This is a genomic window from Stenotrophomonas maltophilia group sp. Smal13 (assembly GCF_030236855.1).
GTDB lineage: Bacteria > Pseudomonadota > Gammaproteobacteria > Xanthomonadales > Xanthomonadaceae > Stenotrophomonas > Stenotrophomonas maltophilia_A.
The window spans coordinates 1-1,188 of sequence record NZ_JASJSQ010000176.1 but is presented as its reverse complement, the minus strand read 5'-3'; the positions used below and the strand labels follow the sequence as shown (position 1 = coordinate 1,188).

The window sequence follows — 1,188 nt, the reverse complement described above, 5'->3', positions numbered from 1 at the left end:
GGGCTGGGGTGACGTGGCAAGCGTGCGCGCCAGACGATGACCTGTAAAACGAATAATATGGGTGAAACCTACCCATCAAGGAGGTAAGAGCCATGCGCCTGACCTTGCGCCAGCTGCAGGTCTTCGTCGCCATCGCCGACCACGGCAGCACGACCGCTGCCGGTCAGGCCATCGCGCTTTCGCAGTCGGCCAGCAGCGCCGCCCTGCAGGAGCTGGAAGCGCACTTCGGCACGCCGCTGTTCGACCGCATCGGCCGCCGCCTGGCGCTGAACGGCCACGGCCGCGCCCTGTTGGAACCCGCGCGCACGCTGCTGGTCAACGCCGCCGACCTCGAGCGCCAGCTCGCCGCCGGCGGTGACCCGTCGCAGGGCGCGCCACTGCGGCTGGTGCTGGCCGCCAGCACCACCATCGGCAATTACCTGCTACCGCCGCGCATTGCCGAACTGCTGCGGCAGGCGCCGCAGGCGGAAGTCGACCTGCGCATCGACAACAGTGCCGGCGTGGTCGCCGCCGTGCAGCGACTGGACGTGGACGCCGGCCTGATCGAAGGCCCCTGCCACGAGCGCGGCCTGCAGGTCACGGCCTGGCAGCAGGACCCGCTGGTGATTGTGGCGGCCGCCGAGGCCCCCGCACGCTGGTCGCTGGATGAACTTCGCGGCGCACGCTGGCTGCTGCGCGAACCGGGCTCCGGCACCCGCGAAGCGGTGGAGCAGGCCTTGTTGCCGCACCTGCGCGGCTTCGCGCAGACCCTGCAGCTGGGCAATACCGAAGCGATCAAGCAGGCCGCCATCGCCGGTCTTGGCCTGGCCTGTCTTTCCCGTCATGCGCTGGAAGAGCCGCTGGCCCTCGGTCGCCTGCGCGTGCTCGAGACTCCGCTGCCTCCGCTGCAGCGCACCCTGTGGCTGGTACGTCACCCCGGCAAGCAATGGCTGCCCGGGTTGCAGGCGTTGTTGGGGGAAGTGCAGTAGCCGGGATCCATCTTCCACAGCGCGAGTTCCACATAGGGGTCAGAGCCCGTTACGCAGCAACGGGATCCGACCCCGACAGATCGACAGGCCTTGCATCGCTCATCCACGCATGGCGTGGATCTACCGTGTCGACCAAGGTCGACACCCACCAGAGCAGCACGCCGTTCCGACAGATCGCGGAAAACTGTCGAAGGCGGGGTGGGTCCGGTTGCGGGGGCGT

General features: G+C 68.9%; 1 protein-coding gene. It reads left to right on the top strand.

The features are described from left to right. Nucleotides 1-92: 92 nt before the first annotated feature. Nucleotides 93-968, top strand: coding sequence for a LysR family transcriptional regulator (locus QRO95_RS25235; protein WP_285303754.1), 876 nt, complete (start codon nucleotides 93-95; stop codon nucleotides 966-968). The last annotated feature ends 220 nt before the right edge of the window (nucleotides 969-1,188 follow it).